The 17773-nt window shown below is 60.7% G+C and carries 17 protein-coding genes; 9 read left to right on the top strand and 8 right to left on the bottom strand.

What is annotated here, in order from left to right; genetic code table 11:
* Positions 1 to 8: 8 nt before the first annotated feature.
* Together E2H86_RS13170 and E2H86_RS13165 are read right to left on the bottom strand one after the other, a co-directional pair.
* Complete coding sequence (locus E2H86_RS13170; protein ID WP_133328435.1) at positions 9 to 470, bottom strand: response regulator; 462 nt, start codon at positions 468 to 470, stop codon at positions 9 to 11.
* Positions 471 to 485: 15 nt separating this feature from the next.
* Complete coding sequence (locus tag E2H86_RS13165) at positions 486 to 2735, bottom strand: ATP-binding protein (protein WP_133328433.1); 2250 nt, start codon at positions 2733 to 2735, stop codon at positions 486 to 488.
* A gap of 2 nt (positions 2736 to 2737) precedes the next feature.
* On the opposite strand from E2H86_RS13165, the gene E2H86_RS25980 reads away from it, so the two are divergent.
* The 8 genes from E2H86_RS25980 (at position 2738) to E2H86_RS13130 (ending at position 9346) form a co-directional block, all read left to right on the top strand.
* A complete protein-coding gene (locus E2H86_RS25980) occupies positions 2738 to 2914 on the top strand; it encodes a hypothetical protein (protein ID WP_165976067.1) in 177 nt (58 codons plus the stop codon).
* Between the two features lie 85 nt (positions 2915 to 2999).
* Complete coding sequence (locus tag E2H86_RS13160) at positions 3000 to 3530, top strand: Csu type fimbrial protein (RefSeq protein ID WP_133328908.1); 531 nt, start codon at positions 3000 to 3002, stop codon at positions 3528 to 3530.
* 29 nt (positions 3531 to 3559) lie between these two features.
* Complete coding sequence (locus E2H86_RS13155) at positions 3560 to 4096, top strand: Csu type fimbrial protein (RefSeq protein ID WP_133328431.1); 537 nt, start codon at positions 3560 to 3562, stop codon at positions 4094 to 4096.
* Positions 4097 to 4116: 20 nt separating this feature from the next.
* A complete protein-coding gene (locus E2H86_RS13150) occupies positions 4117 to 4650 on the top strand; it encodes a Csu type fimbrial protein (RefSeq protein ID WP_133328429.1) in 534 nt (177 codons plus the stop codon).
* A 3-nt stretch (positions 4651 to 4653) separates the two neighbouring features.
* Positions 4654 to 5157 carry a Csu type fimbrial protein gene (locus E2H86_RS13145; RefSeq protein WP_133328427.1) on the top strand — a complete coding sequence of 168 codons (504 nt, stop codon included), beginning with the start codon at positions 4654 to 4656 and terminating at the stop codon, positions 5155 to 5157.
* Between the two features lie 38 nt (positions 5158 to 5195).
* On the top strand, positions 5196 to 5972 hold the full coding sequence (locus E2H86_RS13140; RefSeq protein ID WP_133328425.1) for a fimbrial biogenesis chaperone: 777 nt from the start codon (positions 5196 to 5198) through the stop codon (positions 5970 to 5972).
* 66 nt (positions 5973 to 6038) lie between these two features.
* Positions 6039 to 8378: a fimbria/pilus outer membrane usher protein gene (locus E2H86_RS13135; RefSeq protein ID WP_243744058.1), complete on the top strand. Its 2340-nt coding sequence runs from the start codon at positions 6039 to 6041 to the stop codon at positions 8376 to 8378.
* Positions 8375 to 9346 (top strand): Csu type fimbrial protein, encoded by a 972-nt coding sequence (locus E2H86_RS13130; protein ID WP_133328906.1) that lies wholly within the window; start codon positions 8375 to 8377, stop codon positions 9344 to 9346. The genes E2H86_RS13135 and E2H86_RS13130 overlap by 4 nt, the downstream gene beginning before the upstream one ends.
* 87 nt (positions 9347 to 9433) lie before the next feature.
* Here the strand turns inward: E2H86_RS13130 and E2H86_RS13125 are convergent, their stop codons facing one another.
* Positions 9434 to 10582, bottom strand: coding sequence for a M14 family metallopeptidase (locus tag E2H86_RS13125; RefSeq protein ID WP_133328421.1), 1149 nt, complete (start codon positions 10580 to 10582; stop codon positions 9434 to 9436).
* Positions 10583 to 10842: 260 nt separating this feature from the next.
* On the opposite strand from E2H86_RS13125, the gene E2H86_RS13120 reads away from it, so the two are divergent.
* Positions 10843 to 11964: an MFS transporter gene (locus E2H86_RS13120; RefSeq protein ID WP_133328904.1), complete on the top strand. Its 1122-nt coding sequence runs from the start codon at positions 10843 to 10845 to the stop codon at positions 11962 to 11964.
* Positions 11965 to 12023: 59 nt separating this feature from the next.
* On the opposite strand, the gene E2H86_RS13115 is transcribed toward E2H86_RS13120, so the two are convergent.
* The 5 genes from E2H86_RS13115 to E2H86_RS25975 form a co-directional block, all read right to left on the bottom strand.
* Entirely contained in the window at positions 12024 to 12281 is a 258-nt protein-coding gene (locus E2H86_RS13115) for a PAAR domain-containing protein (protein ID WP_133328419.1), read from the bottom strand.
* A gap of 56 nt (positions 12282 to 12337) precedes the next feature.
* A complete protein-coding gene (locus tag E2H86_RS26435) occupies positions 12338 to 12940 on the bottom strand; it encodes a DUF6708 domain-containing protein (protein ID WP_306767650.1) in 603 nt (200 codons plus the stop codon).
* Between the two features lie 176 nt (positions 12941 to 13116).
* The gene (locus tag E2H86_RS13105; protein ID WP_133328417.1) at positions 13117 to 16290 is read right to left on the bottom strand and encodes a T6SS effector BTH_I2691 family protein; all 3174 of its coding nucleotides are present in this window, start codon (positions 16288 to 16290) and stop codon (positions 13117 to 13119) included.
* Positions 16287 to 17213, bottom strand: a complete 927-nt coding sequence (locus E2H86_RS13100) for a hypothetical protein (RefSeq protein ID WP_133328415.1) — start codon at positions 17211 to 17213, stop codon at positions 16287 to 16289. The genes E2H86_RS13105 and E2H86_RS13100 overlap by 4 nt, the downstream gene beginning before the upstream one ends.
* Positions 17210 to 17773 (bottom strand): bacteriophage T4 gp5 trimerisation domain-containing protein (locus tag E2H86_RS25975; protein ID WP_439958282.1); only part of this gene is annotated, 564 nt, incomplete at its 5' end. The genes E2H86_RS25975 and E2H86_RS13100, both read right to left, overlap by 4 nt.

The following is a 17773-nucleotide window of genomic DNA, read 5'->3' as shown; positions in this document are numbered from 1 at the left end:
CGTTGGCCTCAGTGACTGCCACGACGGTTCAGGCGCAACGAACCGGGCGGTGGCTCGTTGAGCACCGCCCAGAAGATGCCGAGATCGGAAATGGCTGCGACGAACTCCTTGAACTCCACCGGCTTGACCACGTAGGCATTGACGCCCAGTTCATAGGCACGCAGCAAATCGGGTTCCTCGCGCGAGGACGTCAGCATCACCGTTGGAATACTGCGCAGCTCTGGCGTGGCACGCACTTCCTTGAGCACCTCCAGGCCATCGACCTTGGGCAGCTTGAGGTCAAGCAGCAGTACCGCCGGGTTGCCATCATCGCGATCGGCATAAGCATTGCGGCGCAGCAGGTAGTCAAGGGCGTCGGCACCGTCGCGCAGGACGATGACTTCGTTGGCCAACTGGCTGCGTTCCAGGGCCAACAGTGTCAGTTCAAGGTCCCTGGGGTTGTCTTCGACCAGCAGGATGGGTTTGAGCATGATGTTACGGATGCCTCAGATAGACGGTGCGGAACGGGGTAGGGTGAAATGGAAGCTGGCACCCTGGTCGAGCTGGCCCTCGGCCCAGACCCGGCCATCGTGACGTTCGATGATACGTCGTACGCTGGCCAGGCCGATGCCGGTGCCTTCGAAGTCTTCCATGCGATGCAGGCGCTGGAACACTCCGAATAGTTTGTTGACGTAGGCCATGTCGAAGCCGACACCATTATCGCGGATGCACACTTCGATTTCCTGCGCATGCTCCACGGCGCTGATGTGGATGCGTGCCACTTCCCTGCTTCGGGTGTATTTGATGGCGTTGCCGATGAGGTTCTGCAGCGCCAGGTTGATGAATGCCGGGTCAGCGATCACCTTGGGCAACGGCTCGATCTCCCAGACGATCTTGCGGCCTTGGTAGTCGGGGGCGAGTTCGTTGCGGATGGACTCGACCAAGGCGTTGAGGTCGACGTCCGACAGGCGCAGGGCCGAGCGCCCCATCTGCGAGAAGTTGAGCAGGTTGTCCACCAGGGTGCCGGCGAAATGCGCAGCTTCTTCGATGTGCTGGAGAAAACGCAAGCCACGCTCGCTCAAGCCCTTGCCCTCGATTTCGCTCAACAGCTCGGTGTAGCCGGCGATGTGCCTGAGCGGCGCGCGCAGGTCATGGGACACGCTGTAGGAAAACGCCTCGAGTTCCTTATTCGATCGGCGCAGTTCGCCGGCAAGTTGCGCCATTTCCTCGGCTTTGCGCAGGACGATGCCGAGCACGGCATTGCGCAATTCGGCCACGCCTTCGATGATCAGGGGGTCCCATGGCATGCAATAGCCGCTGATCTGCTCCTGCCAATGGTCGAAGCTGTGCCGAGGGTTGAGCATGCCTTGCGGGCCGATTTCCTTGTCGGGGCGGCCGGCCCAGTCCACCGTGCGCACCTGCTCGGGGCGGAACCACAACAGATAGTGGGAATGGATCTTGGAAATGGGCACGGCCAGCACGCCGCCGATGCACTCGGCCAGTTCCGGAAGGGGCTCGATATCGCGGCCCACGTTGTCGGTCTGGAAGATACTGTCGTCGCCTCGCTCGGCCAGCCAATGCACCAAGGCATTGACCTGGGCAGCCGAAGGCGTCTGCCCGATCAGGTCGCATCGCTCGGCGGAAATCAGCGCCGCGCCAGTGGCACCGGTGAATGCCAGCAGAACGTCGGGCAAGGCGCGCAGGCCTTCGCTGACACTGTCGTGGTCGGCCATCGAGGAAATCATCTGCACGATGTGCCGACGCAGATCGAGCAGCTTGCGCGTGTAAGCGTGCGACTCACGCGACTCGATCTGCAGGGACAGCACGCTGGCCAGTAGTTCACAGGCGGTACGCGTGCGGAAATCCACCGGGCGCGGGGTGTCATGGTGGCACGAAATCAACCCCCACAGTTCGCCATCGACCATGATCGACAACGACATCGACGCCAATGTGCCCATGTTGCGCATGTATTGCAGGTGCACCGGCGAGACGCTGCGCAGGGCGGCGAAGCTCATGTCCAACGGTTTGCCCGTACGCGGGTTGTTGCCGGGGACCAAGGGCGACGGCTGGTAGTTGGCGTCTTCGATGACCCGGATGCGGTTGATCCGGTACAGCTCGCGGGCCTGTCTCGGGATGTCCGAGGCCGGGAAGTGCAGGCCGAGGTAGCGCGGGTAGCCAGCGTCGGCCACTTCCGCGAGCACCTGGCCGTTGCCTTCGGCATCGAAGCGATAGGCCTTGACCCGACCGAAGCCGGTGATGCGCCTGATCTGCTCGACCGATTGCTGCAGCAGTTGCTCAAGGGTCTCGGCATGGTGCAGGCTGCTGACGAAGCCGCGCACCAGTGGGTAGTAGTCACCTTGCTCGGTCAGCTCGGAGCCAAGACGAGACGGCTCGAACTCGGCGATCAGCACCTGGTCGTGGCGATGCGCCAACAGACGCAGGGCCTCGGTGTAGGGGGCGCCCTGGCGCAGGTGGACGTCGCCGATATGGAACGGGAATACCTCGTCCTCGGGCAGCAGCCCGAGCTTGGCACGCAGGTCGAAGCCTTCGCTGACCAGGTCGTCGAAGCGCTGGTCGACCAGGTCGCTGGCCGAGATGCCGAGCCAACGCTCGACGTTCTCGCTGGCCTGGAGTATGCGCAGGTCTTGTTCGTCCAGCACCAGCAGGAAGCCCTGGGGCTGGATGCTGCCAGGGATCTGGATCGGTTCCTGGGCACAGCGTTCCACGGCCGCGGCCAAGGCGTTGTCTGCAGTCATTGATGAAACACTCCGTTTTGGCTGTCCGGGCGAAGTCCCTGCGCCTGGTACAGGTCGGTGAACGTCATGCACCGTACCAGAATGTCGAAGGCTTTGCCGGCCTATGGCCATTGGAGGCGCAGGATCGCGAGGGGTTCGACCCATTCGTGAAATTTCTCCAGTACCTGTCGCTGGACTAGGTCTTTGGCGTTAACACCAAAGAGCGCTGGCGTATCGAGGCCGGGTTGCTACGTTCAACCCATGGATGCCGAAAAGGATAGTGCAGTGCTCGAACGCTCGTTGGCCATTCTGATAGGCCTGCTGGCCGGCAGCAACGTCGCCATGGCCGCGGACTTTCTGGTGGAAGTGCGGGTGCAGGTGCAGCGCGGCTGCGTGTTGGTCACTCAGCAGCGCGATGCCGGCGCGCAGGCCCTGGGTCGAATCGACCTGGGCAGCGCTGCGCGCCTGGACGGCCCGGGTGCGCCGCTCAGTGGCGTGCTGCTCGCCCAGCGCCCGCCGCGCCTGGAGTGCAACCCCGGTACCGCCTATCAGGTGCGGGTCGACGGTGGCCAGCATGGTGGCGTCGGCGAGCTGCGTTTTCTGAGCAGCGGCGATGGCCAGGCACGGCCCATCCCTTACCGCCTGTACCGCGATGCGGCGTGGCGACAGCCCTTGCCCGTCGACGTCGCGCAGTCGGCGCGGGTGCCTGACAGCGGCTCGGTGGAGCTTCCTTTGTATGCCCGAATCGACCGCTTGGCCTGGGTCCCCCGGGCAGGCCTGTATGCCGACCTGCTCAAAGTCACGGTCACCTGGTAGGAGGCCGCCATGCACAAGGATGTGTCGCCATGAACCGCACCACGATCCTGCTGCTGTCCCTGGGACCGCTGTTGGTACCGAGCGCGGGGGCGCATGGCACCAGTACCGGTTTCATTCAGGCTCGACTGGTGATCAGTGCAGCGTGCCAGATCGATAGCGACAGCGAGCAACCGGCGACCTTGGCCAACCCCGGGCTGATGGACTTCGGCGAGCGTGGACCGAGCTGGGAACAGCCGCTGCGCACGCGAGTCGATGAAGCCGGCGGCGATGGCCGCTTGCAAATCAGCTGCACGCCTGAGGTACGGGCGTTCAACGTACGCATCAATGGCGGCCTTAACGGCAGCGATGGCGTGCGGCGCCTGAGCAATGGCCGCGAAATGATCCCCTATCAACTGGCGGTCGATCCAGGCGGTAACAGCCGCTACGGCATCGGCCAGGCACGAGCCTTCACCATCAACAGCACTCGGCAGATCCCGATTCCCATCTACGGCGTAGTGGTGGCACAACCGCGCTCGCTACCCGCCGGGCTTTACCGTGACACGTTGAGGGTGACCCTGGACTGGTAGCGACACAAGGAGACTGACACATGCCCAACCACATGACCCGTTGCCTACTCGCCGGCCTCGGCCTGGCACTGGCCTCGCAGGCCCACGGGGCCACCGTGACCGGGACCATCGACTCGACCCTGACGCTGACGTCGGCCTGCCAGGTCAACGGCAGCGCCGGCACTTCCGGGTTGAACTTCGGTGCCCTGGACTTCGGCACCCAGGATGCTTTGTTCGGTAGCGCCAACGCACAGGTACTGGGCCCCGGTGGCGGTGCCATGAGCATCCTCTGTTCTGCAGGCACCGTGCCGTCGATCCGCGTGCGCGCCGGCGCCCACGATGGCCAGTCGACCGGGGGCACGCGAGCGCTGGCCGACGGCGCCGGCAACTTCGTGCCCTATGACTTCTACACCGATGCCGGACGTACCCAGTTGCTGGCCATCGATGGCACCATCACCCTGCCGACCAGCACCGGCGTGGCGCAGACCGTCAACCTGTATGGCCAGGCGCTCGGCAAGGCGGGTCTGCCGGCCGGGGTGTACACCGACACGGTGGCGGTCGAGTTGACCTTCTGAGCCATGCGTCGAAGCCTGTCGTTTTGCCTTGCAGGGGGCGCGCTGCTGCTGGCCGCGCCATTGCCTGCGGCGACCACCAGCACGTTCCAGGTAACCGCCCAGGTGGTTGCCGGGTGCCTGGTAGTCGGCGGCGTGACCCGCTACGGCAGTCTCGACTTCGGCACCCAGTCGGCCTTGGCCACCAGCACGCTGAGCACCTCGCTGGGAGGCACCACGGTGACCTTCCAGTGCACCCCCGGCGTGGCCTTGTCCATGAGCCTGGACGGCGGCCAGAACAGCGCCAGCGGCACGCGCAACCTCAAGCGCAGTGGCGGTACGCAGTTGCTCGCCTACCAGTTGTATCGGGACGCCGCCTACAGCCAGAGCCTGGGGATCGGCCAGAGTGTGGCGCTCACCTACACCGACGCCGCTGCGATCAAGCTGCCGGTGTACGCCCGTACCCAACTGCCCGGCACGTTGCCGGCAGGGACCTACACCGATGCCGTCCAGGTGACGGTGACCTGGTGATCGTTTGGCATCGACAAGTACGAAACAAGGAGAGCGCTATGCGCGCAGGCGTCAAAGGGAAGTGCGGATTGTTCGGTTTGCTGCTGCTGGCGAGCCTGCCGCTGCAGGCTGCCACCTCGGTGCTGATCTGGCCGATCGATCCTGTGCTCGAAGCCGACCAGAAGGCCGGTGCGCTGTGGCTGGAAAACCGTGGAACGGCGCCGGCCAGTCTGCAGGTGAGGGTGTTCGCCTGGCGCCAGGGTGACTACCAGGAACAGTTCCAGGCCCAGCGCGAGATCATCGGCAGTCCCCCGGTGGCCAATATCGCACCGGGGCAGAAGCAACTGATCCGCCTGACCCGTACCGGCAGCTCGCCCGCAGGCCAGGAGAAGGCCTATCGCATCATCATCGACGAGATTCCTTCGGCCTTGCCGGCCGATGCCGCGGAGAAGGGCACGGCGGCGGCGATTCGTCTGCAGATGCGCTATTCGGTGCCGTTGTTCGTGTATGGCGAAGGCCTGTGGGGCAAGCCCGATCCGCAAGGTCGGCGCAGCGCCGAGGGCGTCGGTCAGCCGCAACTGAGCTGGCGTCCGGTGATGGTGCAGGGCAAGCCCTATGTGGAATTGCGCAACACCGGCCCCGTGCACGCTCGCCTGACCGATGTGGTGATGCAGCAGGGCGGCCAGTCCAAGCCCCTGGTCGAGGGGCTGCTCGGCTATGTGCTGCCCGGCGCCAGCATGCGCTGGCCAGCGCCCGCCGCGGCCAATGCAGCCAGTGTGCTCAAAGGCCGGGTCAACGGCCAGGACAGCGCCGAGGCCATCGTGCAAGGGCGATAGGACTGACGACGAAGCAGTAGGGCCCAGGGAGGACCCGACCATGGTTGGAAGCCGTGCGTGAAATGTCTGCCATCGACTGCCCGCCTCTGGAGTCTGGGGTTGGTCCTGTGCGGGCCGAACCTGGGGGTGGCCGACGATCTGCCACCGCCTCCCACCGAGGCTGCGGTGGTGACCGATGCCACGCTGTACCTCGATCTGCTGGTCAATCAGATGCCCAGGGCTGAGCTGATAGCGGTACAGCAGCGTGCCGGGCATTTGTACGTGGCCAGCGATGTGCTGCGCGCGGCGGGTGTAACGCTGCCAGGCAACCCGCAGGGCGAGGTGGCGCTGGATGAGGTGGCCGGCCTGCACAGCGACTACGACAGCCAGAACCAGCGTCTGCTTCTGCAAGTGCCGCCTGCCTGGTTGCCGGACCAGCAAGTGGGTAACCGCAGTCTGTACCCGGCCAGCGAAGCCCGGAGCAGCTTCGGTGCCTTGTTCAACTACGATGCCTACCTCAACGACACCGACGACGGCGGCACTTATCTGGCGGCCTGGAACGAACTGCGGGTGTTCGACGGTTGGGGCACCTTCTCCACCACCGGGCAGTGGCGTCAGTCGTTCAACGGTGCCCCGGATGCCGACACCCGAGAAGGCTTCCTGCGCTACGACAGCACCTGGCAGTACACCGACGAGCAGCGTCTGCTGACCTACGAGGCCGGCGATTTCGTCACCGGTGCCTTGCCTTGGACCAGTTCGGTACGGGTCGGCGGCTTGCAGCTGTCGCGCGACTTCGCCGCCCGCCCCGACCTGGTCACCTACCCGTTGCCGGCCTTTGCCGGTGAGGCGGCCGTACCGACCTCCCTCGACCTGTTCATCAATGGCTACAAGTCCAGCACCACCGAGCTGCAACCGGGCCCCTACACCCTGACCAACGTGCCGTTCATCAACGGGGCCGGCGAGGCGGTGGTGGTCACCACCGATGCACTGGGCCGGCAAGTGTCCACCACGCTGCCGTTCTACGTCACCAGCAGCTTGCTGCAGAAGGGCCTGTCGGATTTCTCGGTGGCGGCCGGTAGCCTGCGCCGCGACTATGGCGTGCGTGATTTCGGCTATGGGCCTGGCGTGGCCTCGGGCAGTCTGCGCTATGGCCTGAGCGACGCCTTCACCCTAGAGAGTCACCTGGAAACCGCCGAATCGATGCTGCTCGGTGGCCTTGGCGGCACCCTGCGCCTGGGCAACTTCGGCGTGCTCAACGCTGCCCTGGCGCAGAGCCGGTTCGATGGCGAGAAGGGCCATCAGACCGCCTTGGGCTATCAGTACAACAGCCAGCGCATCGGCTTCAGCTACCAGCGCCTGCAACGCCATGGCGACTACGCCGACCTGTCGCGGGTCGATACTCCGGATCTGCAATTGAGCGAGAGCAGCGAACAAGTGACCCTGAGCCTGAACCTCGACCGCTACGGTAGCGTCGGTGCGGGTTACTTCGACGTCCGTGCCGGCGACGGCTCGCGCACCCGCCTGATCAACCTCAGCTGGAGCAAACCCCTGTGGGGGGCGAGCAGCTTGTACCTGTCGGCCAACCGCGAGGTCGGCGACAGCGCCTGGGCGGTGCAGGCGCAACTGGTGATCCCGTTCGACTTCAATGGTGGCACGCTGGCCGTGAGCGCGGAGCGCAGCAAGGACGGTGAGGACTTGCAGCGGGTCAACTACAGCCGTGCGGTTCCGGTTGGCGGTGGCGTGGGCTACAACCTGGGCTATGCCACGGGTGGCGCGCGGGACGCCTATCGCCAGGCCTATGTCACCTGGCGCCTGCAATCGGTGCAGTTGCAGGCCGGTGTCTACGGCAGCAGCGGCGAGATGACCCGCTGGGCCGATGCCAGTGGCTCGCTGGTGTGGATGGATGCCGGGGTGTTCGCCGCCAATCGCATCGACGATGCTTTCGTGGTGGTCAGCACCAACGGCTACGGCGATGTGCCGGTCAGCTACGAGAACCAGGTTGTCGGTCGCACCGACGCCAAGGGTCACCTGCTGGTGCCGTACAGCAGCGGCTACTATCGCGGCAAGTACCAGATCGACCCGATGGACCTGCCGCCGGACGTGCTGGCGCCCCAGGTGGAGCAGCGCGTGGCCGTGCGGCGAGGTAGCGGCTACTTGCTCGAGTTTCCGCTGCACCGGGTGCTGGCGGCCAGTATCGAACTGGTCGATGGCCAGGGTGAGCCGCTCAAGCTGGGCAGCAAGGTACTCCATGAAGAAAGCGGCGGCCAGGCGGTGGTGGGCTGGGATGGCCTGGTCTATCTGGAAAATCTGTCGCCGCATAATCGGCTGCAGGTGGACGTTGTCGACGCTGGCCGGTGTTCGGTCGAGTTCGATCTGCCGCACGAGGAAGGCTCGATACCCCTGATCGGCCCGCTGCCATGTCGATGAACAGCTGGCAGCGCGGCATGCTGGCGGTGGGCTTGTTGGCCCTGGCGAACCCCGCCTGGGCGCTGTGTTCGTCGGTGGCCACTTCGCCGGCCTCTTTCGGCACCGTCAACTCGACCCTGGTGCGCACTACCGTGCAGAGCGCCTCGAGCCTCAACTCCGGGCTGCAATGCACCGGATCGCTGCTCAGCCTGCTCACGTCCACCGACCACTTCTACGCCACCATCACACCAGCGTCCGGCGGCCTGGTCGGGCCCAGCGGCGATGTCATCAACTACACCCTTTATGCTGACAACAGTACCAGCTACCCGATCACCCGCGGCGTGGCCTTCGACTTCGCCCGTAACGGCATTCTCGACCTGTTGGGGCTGCTCAACGGCTCTACGCCCAAGGCGGTGCCGCTGTATATGCGGACGCAGATCGGCAGCAATGTGGCCGCCGGCGTGTACCGCGAGACCCTGACGGTGGCCTGGAGCTGGAATTACTGTTCGGGCATCGGCATCGGCAGTATTTGCCTGGGGCGCGATATCGGCTCGGGCAGCCAGACCCTCAGCGTGACACTCACCGTCAGCAACGACTGCCAGATCACCACGCCCAACATCAATTTCGCCAGTGCGCCGGTGGTGGCAGGTTTCGGCACAGTGAACCAGAGCATCAGCCTGTCGTGCACCAAGGGCAGCAGCTACACGGTCGGGCTCGACGACGGCCAGAACGTCTCCGGTGGGCGTCGGCGGATGAAATCCGCTGCCAACAACTACCTGGCCTATGACATCTTCAAGAGTGCCGGGACCGTGCGCTGGGGCTCGGTGAGCAGTGCCCGGCGTTCGAGCAGCGATGCCGATGTGAATCCTGGCGTCGGCACGGGAACGGGCAGCCAGGTGTTCAACTACAACGCGAAGATCTATACCGATCAGGCCACGCCGCCGGCAGGCAGCTATACCGACAGCGTGATTCTGGACGTGCAGTTCTGAAGGGCACCCAGGCAACTGTCTTGCTCAGATCCTGGAGTCTGGCGCATCCCCTGTGGGCGGGCTTGCCCGCGAGGAGGCCCTTCCGGTTCAGCGCAAATCCGCGACCATTTTCGCCAACGTCTCCAACACCGCACCCGCCAGGGCCTTGGAGCGCGCCCCCGACCACCCGGTGAGCGCATTCGGTGCGTCGTCGTGGTCCTTGAACGGCATCTCCAGGGTGAGCGACAGGCAGTCGTAAGTTTGGCCAACCGCATTGCAGGCCAGGGTCAGGTTGGCCTGACCGGGCTGGTCGCGGGTGTAGCCGTGCACGGTCTGGAAGTCTGGGGTAAGGCTGCACAGTGTGCTGCGAAACTGCTCTTCGAGTTTTGCCAGGCGCGGCGTATACCCAGGGTTGCCTTCGCAGGCGGCAGTGAACACATGGGGGATTTCCTCATCGCCATGCACATCGATGAAGGCATCCACCCCGTACTGCTTCATCTGCGCCTGGGCGAAGAACACCTCCGGGCTCAGCTCGACGCTGGCGTCCTGCCACGCCCGGTTCAAGTCCTTGCCCTTGAAGTTGGTGCGCAGGTGACCGAGGAAGGCGCCGTCGGGGTTCATGTTGGGAATCAGGTACAGGTCGGCCTTGGCCAGCAACTGCTGAATCACCCCATCGTTGGCTTGCAGGCGGTCGATGACGCCCTCCATGAACCACTCGGCCATGTGTTCGCCGGGGTGCTGCTGGGCAATGAACCACAGTTTGCGCTTGCCTTGAGCACCGTCGCCTGCACGCAGCAACGGAATATCCCGGCCCTGCACGCTGCGCCCGTGGGCGAGCAGTTCGACGCCGGGAATCTGCTGGGCTCGCTCGATCAGTTGGTTGTGGCGGGCGCGGGGATAAGGCTCGAAGTAGGCGAACCAGGCCTGCTCCTGTGCAGCCTCGAGTTCGAACGACAGGGCCTTGCCATCGAACTGGCTGGACACGCGGAACCAGGTCTGCTGATCGTAGGAGGCCACGGCGTGGTAACCGGTCCAGGCGTTTTTGTAGGACGACTCGGAGGCGTTGCCGAGGCTGAAGCGGTGGACCTGCCCGGGGGTGAGGCCGCTGACCTTGAAGTAAAACCACTGGAAGTGGCCGCTGTGGGTGTCCGGGCGGATGGCCAGGTCGACCTGGGACGGATTGCTGGCGTCCACGACCTGGATGTTGCCGGCATCGAAGTCGCAGTCGATCTGCAGGGGGGACAGCGTCGCGGTCATTGGCTGTGGCTCCTTGGGGGGCTTTGTTGTGGGGGTACTTTACACCGGGTGGATGGGTTGTGGGGGCTCAGGCTTTGCTCGAACAGTTGGCAGTGAAAAAAAGGGTGGTGTGGAAGGATTATTCCCACAAAAGTCTAGGAAGTTTCCCTCTCTTTCTGCGCTTTGAATGATTGAGAGCTTATTTATTATGGGAGTGATGGAAGCCGCGAAAATAAAATGGACCTGGCGTGAAACGATTCCACATTCTCTTATTGCTGTTGATGAGCCTTCTTGGCGTGTTCCCTTTAGACGTCATTCTGCCTTCCTTTCATGCACTGGCGAGTGAGTATGGCGTCGAAGTGCGGCAGGTTTCGTATTCTGTAAGCATGTTCGTCATCGCTGTGGCTTTGGCCCAGACGGTGATCGGCCCTCTGTCAGACTGGATGGGACGTAAGCGATTGCTGTTGGCTGGACTGGCTGTCGCTGTGATTGGCAGCGCAGGATGCATAGTCGCGCCCAACTACACGGTCTTCATGGGCTTTCGGATAATACAGGCGCTGGGGTGTGGTTGCTTTGTGCTGAGCCAAGCACTTGTAGAGGATACGTACTGCGGTCGGGAGCGGATCTCGATGCGGATTCTACTCTCGAGCGCCAGTGGCTTATTCATCTCGTTTTCACCGCTTGCAGGTAGTTTGTTGCAGCAGTATCTGGGTTGGCGAGCAAGCTTCTGGGTATTCATTGTGATCGCCATTTTCGTAGGCATGCTGGCAATGCTGCTGCTAGAAGAGCGGCCGGCAGGGTCCGTGGGTTCAAGGTGTTTTCATAGTTACGGAGTTCTTGGCAGAGATCTGCCGTTTCTCGGCTATTCGTTGATCAATGCGTTGGGCTTTGCCTGCCATTTCAGCTTTATCGTCGTCTCGCCGATCCTGTTGATGGAGCGTCTCGGATTATCTAGCTGGGCGTTTTCCTGGGTGTTCGTGGGCTATGGCTTCTCTTTCATCATTGGGGGCTGGGTCGCCAGGCAGATCAATCATAGGGTCGCGTCTCAATTGCAGATCAAGATAGGTTTGGTGCTGATCGGAGGAGCGGGATTGCTAGGTGGAGGTTGGCTCGTTTTGGGGGGGCTTTCGGTTGTTGGTGTGGTGATTCCGATGATCGTTTGCACGACCGCAACAACCGTGCTGCGACCAGCAGCGACAACTCATGCCCTGAGCCGTTATCCCGAGATAGTGGGTGCTGCTGCTTCGCTGGCTACCACCATCATTTTGGCGATTGGGGGGGCGGTGAGCAGCTTGGTGAGTATGTTTCAAGCGATGCTGCCCTTGAATATTATGATGGTCTTGGTCATGACCAGTGTCTTTGGTCTCTTATTATTGGATCGCATGACCCTGTCTGCTCGATGAAATTATATAAGTTCGTGTCGCGCCATTTTAACGGTTTACGGACTGCCTGAGGCGTATGATTACTCGATCAACCAGCTCGAATCACCTTCGACCAGAGTGCCGCCGTGGCTAGTGGTATCACCTTGGCGTGCGGCGGGACTGCCTTCGATCAGCATGTGCTGGGCACCGGTCTCGATAATGGCTCCGCAGCTGGTTTGGTCGCCGACACGGGCGATGGCGTTGCCATTGACGAAGGCAGAGCTGGCGCCGGAGATAACGACGCCTTCTCCGTGGAGCGGGCAGAGGTGGCGGTGGCCGACCAGAACGATGGGGCTCATGGCTTTTCCTTTGAGGGATGTGATGGGGGTAAGGGATCTGGTAGGGGTGGTGATAGCTAGGGCGCGGTGCGGGACTCCAGGTCCATATCCGGTGGCCAGGAAACCTTTGGGGCGAGACGTAGTGCGAATTCGCACCAAAGGACATCGTTATGATCTTTTGGTGGGCCAGGCGGAGGGAGGGCATCTGGGCCTTCTTGCATGTAAGTGCAGATGTAGGCCCAAGTGTTTACGTCCGCATCCATTGTGCTGAGATTGAATCTGTCGATTACATCGTTTGTTCCCGGTTCGACGATTGAGAGTTCCACGCCCCATTTGAAGATGAGGCCTCCGGAGACAGCTCCTATGTGTGACCATCGCTCCGCACGGACCTGCGACCAGTCGTAGCTGACCGGGGTGACCCTCCATTTTCCAAAGGGATTCCACCACTGGTATTTGAAGTTGTAGGCGTAAATTTTTTGGCGAGCCCGGTTGAATCGAATGGGTGAGTCTCTGGGTGGTGCAATGTCGATTCGAATTCCGAAGGTGACGACCCAAACAATTAGTCCTAATTCAAAAATATTCAACGGGATAAACTTGGGGCCTAGGGCGTTAAATTCGAATATGATGCTGTATGTGTTGAATAAAAGTATTGGGCTTGCCAGGGCTATTAGGGCAGACATTATTCCGCGGGGCGAAATGGTCGTTCGCGGTAGCTCAAAATAAGTTGAGTCCAGATGGTTGGGCGTTTTTCTGCCCAGCAAAGTCTCTGAATCCGGTAAGACGTGAGGGGAAGGGAGGTCTTCTCTCCATCCTGTACACGGAGGATTCAATAGCGGTTTAGTCATTGTTTGTCGCCTCACATTAATCGGATCTTGTCTTCTTTTAAAGTGATGCGTGAGTACCCATTCACATCATTTTTGTCGGGCCAATAGGTGGCGCGCAATTCGATAGAGCTTATGTTGCTTACATCTGATAATAGATGTTCGCCTTGGATGATAAGGGTTTCATTATTAAGGTCGATTCTGGTTCGGGTAAGGTTTTCAGTGGAGGAGAATATGTTTCTAGCTTTCGGGTCGGCAATTGGCGCCTCAGGGGGACTGTTGTGGTCGCCCGATAAACGTGCCGCAGGAGCAGTTTGTCCGCATCTGAAGAGATCGAGAGTCCAGTCGTACTGTGAGTGCTTATAGTGAAATCTAGGTAGACAGATGAAATAACTCAGGGCTAGCGCGGTGGGGACTGAGTTTCCATCCTCAACAATGCCTCCTAATGTACTGGGGCGCGATGTGTTTTGATAGGCGGCGAAACGAATCTGGATCGAAGCGTCGACCTGAACGCCTAATGCCGCAGCGTTCAATGCACCGATTGCATCGTCCAAGTGTGTGGATTGAGTCCAGGATCTCGAATTGCCAGGACGCCCCCATCTGCTCTTGCGGGCCCAAGCTTCGATAGCGGAAGATTCGTTATGCTTTGCTAACGAAGCAAGTGTGTACGCCATCAGTCCCAGTACTATAGCTATCCCTAAAGGACCAAACAGTGCTGCGGAGCCCAACGAGCCAGCTGCTCCAAATGCAGACGAAGCAAGCGCGAAAGTGCTGGCTAACCGATACTGGAAGGCTGATTTCAGATCCTGGCTTCGTCGCGACCTAAGTCCTGCTTCGAAAAATTGAGCGCTATCCATCAAACCAGCAATCGCAATGATTGCTCCGCCAATTTTAATCACTAAGGTACCTGTTGAAAGTTTGGTGCTCAGTGCAGGGGCTTTTTTGTCAGGAACAAGTAAGTTGAGGGCAAATCCCGCTGCTTCTACCATGGTGCCTAGATAAGCAATTGAGGATGACCAAACGGCTGCAACTGTCTCTGGGTTTCCAGGTAGTGCCCTCTCTAAAGCCAATATGTTTTTGCGGAGGCTATCTTGATGAAACCAGATGCTGCCTAGCGCCAATAGTAGACCTCCACTGTTTAAGTCGTTGCCTGCATTCCGGAGGGCTCGGGCGGCGTCGCTTGCTATATCTTGAGCTGCCGCAGCGCTGATCTTGAATTGTTCAGCCGTGGAGGAAAATGTCTGCCTTAATGTATCGGCACCGATAGTCGCATGGCGCAGAATATTACTTATACTTCCGGTTGTGCTGTCTCGTAAGTTAAGCAATTTTGCCTGCAGGTTTTCTGCACTTTCTAATGTCCATATGAAAACTTCGATCATCTGTTTGTTTTTGCCTGCCCCCGCAAGATGAATTGCACCGCTGAGCACCATGGCTCGTACCTTTCTCCCTGCGGGCCTTCGAAAGTGCTTGTCCAATTGCCCAAGGAAGGCGTCTGTACGCTCGTGTAGTGCCTCGTTGAGCAAGCTCATGTATTCACCCAGGGTGAGCGTAAGTCGGACCTGGGTAATTGGTTGACCGGCAAAGAGCAGGAACGCTGAACTATGCACGTGACCGACCAACGAGCGTGTTCGCTCGGTGATGTGTTTCCCTAGGGCACTACTTGCGCTGGCCGCGGCGGCCAGGAGCAGACCGATGGCGTCTTGCACCGGCTTTACCATCAAATACTGGCCTTCCTCGCTGAGTGCGATGCCCTTGACCGCGTGATAGACCTGGGTCAGGTCATTGCTCGACAGCGCCTTGACCAATTGCTGGCGCAAGCTTTGGTTCTTGGCCGTCAAAGCCTGATATAGCAGGCTGTTGGGGTCTTCCAACAACTGCTGCCATAGGTACTGGGTGGGGCCGAGTGGATCATCCTGTTCGGGCGCTTTCTCCGTCGGCCCACCCGCCACGCAGGCGGACAACATCTGGATGAAGTACTCGACTGAGAGTGGGCTGGTCGCGCTGTAGTCGAAGTAAGCGATACGCTGGAACGAGCGATGTCCGTAGAGAGTGGCGTACAGCTCACCGGCCTTGTCGATCCTGGTTTGCCAATGCTTGACCTCGCGGTCGTAGCCGGCCTGGAAGGCGGCACGTGCTTTCTCGTCGTAGCGTTCTTCCAGCCGCTCACGGGCCTCTTCCTGCTTGTTTTTCGTGGCGCGCTGTGTGTGGGCTTCTATATCCACCGGTGGAAGGTAGGCTTTGAATCCGATGGGGCTCTCGTTCCATTTCTCCCTGTTTTCTGCTTCCTGGGCGGTATCCACCACAGCCTGGGCCGCTGCCCTGGCTTCGTTCAGTTCACGGATGCCCAGCAATGCCTGGGAGGTGAAATATTCGAAGTGCCGCTGGGGCTCTGCACGCCATTCCTGCATGCGCCGAACCCACGTAGTGCGCTGTACGTTGGCTTCCATCACCAGGCCGACCGGGTCGGGGACGGTCAGGGCCAGAACACCGTTGGGCAGTTCCTCCTCCAGAACCTTTGTGCGCACGAAGTTGCGTGTTGCCGGCAGGCGGCTCATGCGTGAGTAAAAGCCATGGGCGCTGGTGAACTTGCCGGGATAGGCAGCCCCATACTCCAGAACGTCGCCTAGGCCGAGGTCGCTTTCGGTCATGGCGATGCCGACGCTGCCAGGGTCGTTGCGGGCGATCTCCAGGTCGAGCTCGACGAATCGGTCGATGAAGTCGGGTCGCTGATTGGCGATACCGTCCCGGTAGCGGTCGAGCACATCGCGGGGCCAGGGGTCGTTGGCGATGGCGATCCAGGCTTTCCGGTAAAGCGCAGTATTGATGTTGATAAAGGAGGCGATGACATCATGGTTGTGCGTATAGCAAACATCAGGCAACGATTCGCCCGGTGCGAAGGGCATCTGCGAAACCGGAAATTGAAGCAGCGTGCCCTCCGGTGAGACCTGATAAGCCTGCCAGATCTCCTGGTCCAACAGGACATAGACATATCCCTGACGCAAGGTTCTGAGCTGGTTGCTCAACAGCGGAACATGTGTGATGCCGCTGTCATGTGCCACCAAGTAGGACTTGGTATCGCGAGGATGCGGGGCATAGGCCTCACGCAGGAGCAGAATGGGAAGACCAGACCGTTCGCAGGCTTTGCAGGTGCCGTGCGGGTTGGGAATCTCCTCCTGCATGGCGATATGGATGGCTTTGCTGATGCTCATGAATAGCTCCTTGCTTCGGGCAGTGCGGAGACGATTTGCTTCCATGCAGCGTCGTCATAACGGGCGAACCGCGAGGACAGGCTCTGCTTGCCAGAAACAGCCTGTTCCACGTCGTTCTGGATAACTGGGTGCTGCAACAGCAGTGGGTGCACAAGAACTCTATGCAGGCAGAGGCATTGGATGTCCTCACGGCCGCGAAGCCCTCGCTGGTGTGCGTCGTAAATCAGGTTGAACGCATGCGAGGGGGCGTGGTTGGGAAGGCCATTGGTACCTGCGAATCGCCAGGGCGCGTAGGTATGTTGCCAGCCATTAAGCCGATGCCACGCCGCAAGCAGCTGGGTAATTTGTGGAGCAAAGTACTGAACCTCTTTGGCGAGTTCAGGTACTACCAAAGGTCGTGACGTAGGGCGTGTTTCGAGAGTGGTGATGCCGCCCCAGAGATTGGGGTAGCTCCAGATGCGGATTGGGCCAAGAAGTTCTCCCACGTTTTTCATGGCCATCCCTAGCAAGGCTAAGCGGATTGGCTCGTACCAGGGAGCCAGGGCTCGCTCGCCGGTTAACTGCAATGTGTGGCATTGCTGCACAAGATGCTGCGAGATGATTTCAGCCGGCTGCGCACTCAATAGCCAGCCGCAGATGTAGTGCTTGTTGGCAAACCGCTCTCGCGACGCATGGGCCCCGCTCAGTTGCAAGTGTTTGGTTGAAGCTTCACCTGGCGCAGCCAGTCGAATCAGTACCGGCCATTGTTCTGGGGCATGATCGAGATCGGCGCGAGCGATCCGGGTAATGGCATCACTGCCCAAGCTGTTTAAAAGGAAAGCGATACTGAGCTGATCGTTTTTCGGGTAATTCGCCAAAGGGTCCACCAGCAGGTAGAGACTATCCTCCGGTTTGCGTTGCTCGCGCAGAATGTCGAGGGTCATTTTTCACGGACCCCGCAACCATCGACATTCGGCTGCACCTTCCCGGTAAACTCTAGCGAATTACCTTCACCAGACGCGTCCTTGTTCATCGCTCCCTTCAGCCGCAAGTTCAAACCGTCGACCGTGATGCCATCGGCATCGATCCGTACAGTCCCGCCAGGCCCTTTGAGCGTGATGCTTTGCGCAGCGTTGATCTCGAACACCTGGGTCTTCAGCCGAATCGCCTCGCCTGCGGCGATGTCCATTTCGCCCTCCACGTGTTGCCGTGAATGTCCCCCGACCCTGATCGTATGATCGGTCCCTGTCTGGTCCCGGCGTTCCATCCCAACCGTCTCGATACGGTTCGCACCCACATCGATGGTATGGTTCCCGCCGATGGTCATTGAGGCGTGCTGCCCGATGGTGACCTGCTCATCATTACCAACGGTCTCGCGGCGGTCATGGCCGACGATGAGGGTTTCGTCATGGTCGACCTGCTCCTTGCGGTCGTTGCCGACCTGGGTCGTCTCATCATTCTTGACCACATTGTTCTGGTCACGCTCGGCATGGATGAACACCTC

This window comes from Pseudomonas putida, from assembly GCF_004357765.1.
Taxonomy (GTDB): domain Bacteria; phylum Pseudomonadota; class Gammaproteobacteria; order Pseudomonadales; family Pseudomonadaceae; genus Aquipseudomonas; species Aquipseudomonas putida_U.
This window is presented reverse-complemented; position numbering and strand designations above follow the sequence as displayed.